5 protein-coding genes are annotated in these 6,325 nt (G+C 49.0%); 1 reads left to right on the top strand and 4 read right to left on the bottom strand.

Features of this window, described 5'->3' with window-relative positions:
• Positions 1-462: 462 nt before the first annotated feature.
• On the bottom strand, positions 463-897 hold the full coding sequence (locus VZT47_RS08920) for an HD domain-containing protein (protein ID WP_330224615.1): 435 nt from the start codon (positions 895-897) through the stop codon (positions 463-465).
• Between the two features lie 282 nt (positions 898-1,179).
• Between VZT47_RS08920 and VZT47_RS08915 the strand changes: the two genes are divergently transcribed.
• A complete protein-coding gene (locus VZT47_RS08915) occupies positions 1,180-2,226 on the top strand; it encodes a DUF188 domain-containing protein (RefSeq protein WP_330224614.1) in 1,047 nt (348 codons plus the stop codon).
• Positions 2,227-3,605: 1,379 nt separating this feature from the next.
• Here VZT47_RS08915 and VZT47_RS08910 read toward each other — a convergent pair.
• From VZT47_RS08910 to VZT47_RS08900, 3 genes are read right to left on the bottom strand one after another with little or no spacing between them, the layout of a single operon-like run.
• Positions 3,606-4,496, bottom strand: a complete 891-nt coding sequence (locus VZT47_RS08910; protein WP_330224613.1) for a metal ABC transporter solute-binding protein, Zn/Mn family — start codon at positions 4,494-4,496, stop codon at positions 3,606-3,608.
• Positions 4,493-5,284, bottom strand: a complete 792-nt coding sequence (locus VZT47_RS08905) for a metal ABC transporter permease (RefSeq protein WP_330224612.1) — start codon at positions 5,282-5,284, stop codon at positions 4,493-4,495. The genes VZT47_RS08910 and VZT47_RS08905 overlap by 4 nt, the downstream gene beginning before the upstream one ends.
• On the bottom strand, positions 5,277-5,939 hold the full coding sequence (locus VZT47_RS08900; protein WP_330224611.1) for a metal ABC transporter ATP-binding protein: 663 nt from the start codon (positions 5,937-5,939) through the stop codon (positions 5,277-5,279). Before VZT47_RS08900 ends, VZT47_RS08905 begins: the two co-directional genes overlap by 8 nt.
• Positions 5,940-6,325: the final 386 nt, after the last annotated feature.

Raw genomic sequence — 6,325 nt, 5'->3', positions numbered from 1 at the left:
TGATAGAATTCTAAGCCCTATGGCTTGAAGCCCTTCTCTAGCAGACATCATTTTGCTCAGGTTCAGTCAAGGCCCTGCCAGGGCATTTTGGTCGAAAAAATTTTATTATATTTCATTCTCCTACTTGACGAAGGCACACCAGGGGTGCGCGGGTCCGAAGATTTTCTTTCTCGTTTGTTGGGAGTTTATTTTGTTTTGTAAAAATAAGGGTGAAACTCGATTTGTTTCCTCGAGGATTTGAAAGCTTCAAGAGCACGTGGGTCTTGTCCCGGATCTGCCTTAAATTTTTGAGCGCTCAGCAGATGGAATGGAACTCGGCCCGAGGCCTCGCTCTTTTTGCTTTCACGGATATAGTAGCAAAAATCGCGATTTGTATCATTAGAATTTTGTTAAACTTTTGCTTCGGGGACGCCATGGGAACTGATGGCTGAAAACCAGGGGCTCACCGTTCGTCACTCCACTTTATTTCTTATCCAGAATTTCATAGGCCTTCCTGTATTTCTCCACCCGTTTCCGATCTTTTTCTGTCACCGGATTCAGGCGGGAGAGGTCCATGTTATTTCTGAGGTCCGATTTTTTGACGGCTATGGCATAGGGATTGCCGCTGGCTTTGACTTTTCGTACGTAGTCCAGGTAGGACAGGGAATCGTCGTGGGTGAGAAGAGAAACCGCGTCGGCCACTTCGTCTCCGAAGAGTTCTCTCAGTTTTTCCACGGTCATATCCGTGTCTTCCACTGTATCGTGAAGCATACCTACCACTGTGTAAGTTTCGCCCAGGTCCTTTACTCCATTCGATACGGTGAGGAGATGGTTCATGTAGGGTTTTCCGGCTTTGTCCACCTGCCCCTTGTGGCAGGTTTCTGCCACTTTCCTTGCTTTTTCCAGTAATGTTTCCATAGTAATACCTCCTTTAGCTGTTCTTATTATAAAAGCAGGAGGCTTGGGAGTAAAAGTTATCAGTTATCAGTTCGCAGTTCTCAGTGAATGAGGTCCGCATCAAAAGTTGGAAGCGGACCTTTTTATATTTGAGATCATCATAAAGATAAGATTCCTTGTCTTTATGATCCGGTTGTCCGGTTTCTCCGGGAACTGATAACTGCTAACTGATAACTTTCAGACTTATAGCACTACACTTCATTTTCCTCTGTGCTAAAATGATAGCCAAAGGAGGTGTTCTTATTGCATGTATGGAAAGTAAAAGATAATGATTTCCTTATCGAAAGGGACGGAAATCTTTTTGCCCGGGCAGCGGAACTTCTGACGGGGAAAGTATTTCCTTTAGAAATGGTGGAAATAGAAAAACCATCGGGATTTCCGCTGTATGATGTGGGGAATTTCCGCTGCCTTGGAATCGGCTGGTTTTCGTCGGAAGGAGAGAGGCGTTTCGCCGGCGCTCTTCTTCATTTCCTTACAGGTCATGACTATGCGGAAAATCCGGAGCCTTACCGCACGGAGCCTCTCATGATGAGCACCAGGGATTTTCTGGAGGAGCATCCGGAGGTGTATGAGGAAATCGGTACTTATGCCGAAAAGATCATGAGGACCCGGGAATATGATGAGTGGGAAATGGAATTCGAGTGTTTCCTCGCGGAGTACCCGAAGACCATTCCGGCGAGAGACCGGCCCCGGTGGCGGGATATTTTCCACATGCTCTGGAAACGGACGGAGGATCGGCTGGATTATAAGAAGAGAGAAATCTGGCCGGTGGAAGAGGAAAAGCTCAGGGAATTTATTTCCCTGTGGAAATCGGGAAAGGCGTCCCTTTCCGGCGGCATTCCGGTCAGGGAAAAAGGAAATAAACCGGTTTCCTTCCGCATCCTTGTCGACGGCGATGCCTGCCCCGTAATCCGGGAAACGGAAAAAATCGCTGCGTCCTATGGGATTTCCTGCTTCATTTACTGCGACGATTCGAGGGAAATGGAATCGACTTACAGTAAAATCATCCGCGTCCCAAGAGGGGCCAATTCCGCGGACTGGGCCATCGTGGGAGACTGCCGGCCCGGAGATATCGTGATCACCCAGGATTTCGGCCTCGCTTCCATGGTCCTTGCCAAAAGGGCCCACGCCATGCATCAGGACGGGTGGAGATATGAACTTTCAGCCCTCGATAAAGGGGTGAAGAAACGGAAAAAACGACATCCCTACGGGAAACGGAGAGGCGAAGAAGATGGGAATTTCGAAGAGGCTCTGGATGAGCTGGTAAGTGAACTGATGAATCGGGAGTGAGAGGACTTTTGCCGGGAGTGAGATGAAAAGACGGATTGGGGACTGCGGATTTCGGAATTCGGGAAGGTGGCGCCTTTAATATATAATGGGCGCCATTTTTTATATGGGAATTTTCAGTGTAGATGGCTTTTGAATCGGGAATATCGGGAATGGTCGGGGTTCATTTCGGGAATATCGGGAAGGTGTGCGGCCTTCGGCCGCAAGATTTATAGTTTGACGTTACGGGGCTGCGGTTTGAGACAATTTTTCTGCCTGCGATAGATAGCCCCGCAACACCTGCTCGCGGGAGCGTCCCCCGTTGGGGGACGCAAATCTATAGCGGCTGGAGAATTTTATTGACGAAAGTGCAGTTCGTCCCCTCAGCCTCACTACGTTCGGCAGCTCCCCTTTCGAGGGGAGCCTTTCCCATCCGCATCTCTTGCTATAGTGTCACTTGATGATGAACGACACGGGATTTTCAACCTTGCCTGTGCACATTCCCCATATGAAAAAATTGGCTGCTTCAGCAGCCAATCCTTCCCGCACCCCGCACCCCGAAATTTCGGAAATGAGTCGAAAGGGGCATGTCCCAAACAGGGCTAAAACCCGAAAACCGTAACTGCCTCAAGCCATAGTCATTGCCATATGATTGGCAGACATAGTGCAGTTCCCCCTCAGCCTCACTACGTTCGGCAGCTCCCCGGGATGAGTTTATCTTTAAGCTTATTTTCGACTTGTACGATCGTACATCCCCCCAGTCGCCTACGGCGACAGCCCCCCGAACTTCGGGGGGCCTGTCGAGGGGAGCCTTTCCCATTCGCGGCTGCGGACTGCAGAGATATTTCCCGTATTTGGGTCAATTTCGACTTGAACGATCGTACAGATCGTACAGGTTCTCCGTCGCCTGCGGCGTATGCCCGAACTTTTGGGAGGCGGTGAGGGGAGCCTGACCGCGTTCCGTTTGGCTCATTTATCTTGGGGACGTTTCATCAATCAGCCTCATATGTGCCTTGGACCGAACCCTGCACATGATTTCTTTGTAGTCATTTTCGGCTTGTACCTGCTTGACATCCCCTCACCGCTTCGCGGAGCTCCCCGCACTTCGGGGAGCTCTTGCTTACCGATAGAGACAATTGTTACTGGTACCTTTCGTCAGTCAGTCTCATATGTGCCTTGTGTGGATAGTGAAAAAAACATTAATCAACCATCCCTTGCCCTTTCAGGCCCTTCGGGCCAGCTTCCCCGGGGGGAAGCCTTCTCGCGTACCAATCGTTTCATTTTATCCCGAGGATGTTTCGGCATTTGGTCTCATATGTGCCTTGATGAGAATGATCTCATATAAAAAGCCCGCCGCTGCGGGCTTTTTTCTGACTGCTGACGGCTAATGGCTAAGGGCTCATCTAATTCACTGCTTCCACAATTTTCCTTACGTTTTCTCTCATCACGTCTGCATACTTTTCATGATCTGCGGTTTCCATGGTATCCAGGGTTTCTATTCTGGCTCCTGCTTCTTCGGCCAAGGTCCGGGCCAAAGCGGGGTCCATGGTTTCTTCGGTGAAGATAGTTTTTACTTTTCTTGCTTTACAGTATTCCATGAGTTCGATGAGTTTTCTTGCCGGCGGTTCACCGGTGGCAAAGGCATCTTCCACGCTTTCCTGAGAAAGGTTTAAATCTCTGGCGAGATAAGCAAAGGCGGCGTGGCCGGTGACCAGTTCTTTCCTTGAGGCTCCGGCGATGGATTTTCTGGCTTTGTTTCTGATTTCATCGATTTCGGCGGCGAAGCGCAGGTAATTTTTTTCGAAGGTTTCCCGGTTTTCGGGGCTGGCGGAAATGAGACCGTCCCGGATGGCCCGGGCTTCTTCTTTGGCTTCCGAAAGGCCCAGCCAGGTATGGGGGTCATAGTCTCCGTGCTCTGCCCTTTCTTCTTCGCTTTCGATGGGAATGGGCTGAATTCCTTTTGATGCTTCCACGATGATGAGATTATCATGGGAAGCGGAGGATAGGACTTTGTCCGCCCAGTGTTCCATGCCCATGCCGTTATAGACGAAAAGACGGGCATTTTTTATTTTTATTAAATCCTTTGTCCGCGGTTCAAAATCGTGGGGTTCTGTTCCGGCGGGAACCAGGGAAGTCACGTCCACCAGATTTCCTCCGATTTCTTTTGTAAGGATTTCCATGGCTCCAAAAGAGGCGGCTGCGGCAATTTTCCCGGAGGGCGGGGGTGTTTCATGGCCGCAGGCGGAAAGAAGAAGGGCCAGGGAGAGGATCCCGTATTTCCAGTATTTCTTCATTTCCCCACCTGCTTTGCCAGAATGGTGAGGAGAAGGATTCCTGCACTGGTGAGAGCCGTAATTCCTCCCGGGGCGGCTCCTGCGTAGTAGGAAATAAAAAATCCGCCCAGAATGGAAATAAAACTGAAGAGGAGGGAAAAAAGGCAGGTGGATTTGAAGCCTTTTTTAAGCTGCAGGGCACTTGCCACGGGAAGGGTAATCATGGAAGTAATGACAAGAATTCCTACGGACCGGATGGATACGGAAATGGCTGCGGCTACGAGGAAGGAAAAGAGATAATTCAGCCGTTTCACCGGGACTTTCGCAATCCGTGCCGCTTCTTCATCATAGGTAATGTATAAAAGCTGGTGATAATTGAAGATGAATGTCAGAAGGGCCAGAAGGGAAAGAATGGCGGTCACAATCATATCCAAAGGAGAAACGGTCAGCATGGAACCAAAAAGCCAGGCATCCGCATTGGCATGGAGAAGGCCCGAAGAAATCAGGGTAATGGCAATTCCTACGGAAATGGAAAGAACGATGGAAAGGATGAGATCCGTATATTTCCTGAAATACTGGCGGAGATATTCGATGAAAAGTCCTGCCAGGGCTGTAAAGGCAAAGGAAACAAGCACCGGACTTTCCCGGAAAAGAAGGCCCAGGGTGACTCCGGCCAGCGAGGAGTGAGCCAGGGTATCGCCAATCATGGAATAGCGCCGGAGCACGAGAAAAATTCCGATGCAGGGACAGAGGATGGCGATGCAGATGGAAATAAAGAGGGCATTCCTCATGAAAGCATATTCAAACATGGCCGCCCTCCTTTTCTATATATTCCCGGATATAATGGTCCACGCTGCAGAGATGGCCTTTTCCGCCGGTCACATGGTACAGCTGGCTCGAAACTTTTCCTGCTTCCTCCATATTGTGCTCCACGGAAAGGACGGTGAGCTTTTTCTCCCGGTTCAGCCGGGAAAGTTCGGAATAGATTTCTCGCTGGCTTTCGATATCCACACCGGTGGAGGGTTCGTCCAGGATGAGAAGGTCCGGATGACCCATGAGGGCCCTTGCAATGAGCACTTTCTGATGCTGGCCGCCTGACAGATTTCCCATGAGCTCATGGGAAAAATCTTCCATCCCTGTGGCGGAAAGGATGTCTTTCACCGGAATGGAAGAGAGATGGAGGAGTTTTCCATAGGAATGAATCACTTCCCCCACCGTAATAGGGAAGGCCTGATCCCTTGCCGGCATCTGGGGGACATAGCCGATCCGCTTTGCATGGCAGGTGAGGGTGCCTTTTGAAGGAGAAAGGAAGCTAAGAATCAGCTTCAAAAGGGTGCTTTTTCCACTGCCGTTATTTCCTACGATGGAAATATATTCGCCTTTTTCCACATGAAGGGAAATATCCTCCAGGAGCCAGGGCGCTTTCCCGGTGTAGGAGAAATAGAGATGATCGATGGTAAGCATGGGGGCCTCCTTTCCGTTTGATTGTTCCTTTACTTTTATCTTAACACAAAGAGGAAGACTGGAAATAAAGTTATCAGTTATCAGTTCGCAGTTCTCAGAAGCTCGTTGACTGGTATCTGATTATGATGGAAAACTTTGAAATCAAGTGTTCACAGTTCATGGATTGCGCATCAGGCTTAAAACAAATGTAAATTTGAGAAAATGATTCGTCATCGTTCCGGTAGTCTATGTCAAAATATATAAAATGGCGCCTTTATGATTTTAAGGCGCCACCTTCACTGATAACTGCAATATCATTAACTTAAGAAAATCATGAAATAGTTCAAGTACGCGTCGAAAGATGCGTGCTTTTTTTGTGCAAAAAATTTAAAAAAATCCGACAAAAT

This window comes from Dialister sp. (assembly GCF_036343215.1).
Taxonomy (GTDB): domain Bacteria; phylum Bacillota; class Negativicutes; order Veillonellales; family Dialisteraceae; genus Dialister.
This window is presented reverse-complemented; position numbering and strand designations above follow the sequence as displayed.

Bases quoted from the DNA above. Each gene is read 5' to 3' on its own strand.
- VZT47_RS08920 (WP_330224615.1), bottom strand. From the start codon at position 897: ATGGAAACATTACTGGAAAAAGCAAGGAAAGTGGCAGAAACCTGCCAC.
- VZT47_RS08905 (WP_330224612.1), bottom strand. From the start codon at position 5,284: ATGTTTGAATATGCTTTCATGAGGAATGCCCTCTTTATTTCCATCTGC.
- VZT47_RS08910 (WP_330224613.1), bottom strand. From the start codon at position 4,496: ATGAAGAAATACTGGAAATACGGGATCCTCTCCCTGGCCCTTCTTCTT.
- VZT47_RS08900 (WP_330224611.1), bottom strand. From the start codon at position 5,939: ATGCTTACCATCGATCATCTCTATTTCTCCTACACCGGGAAAGCGCCC.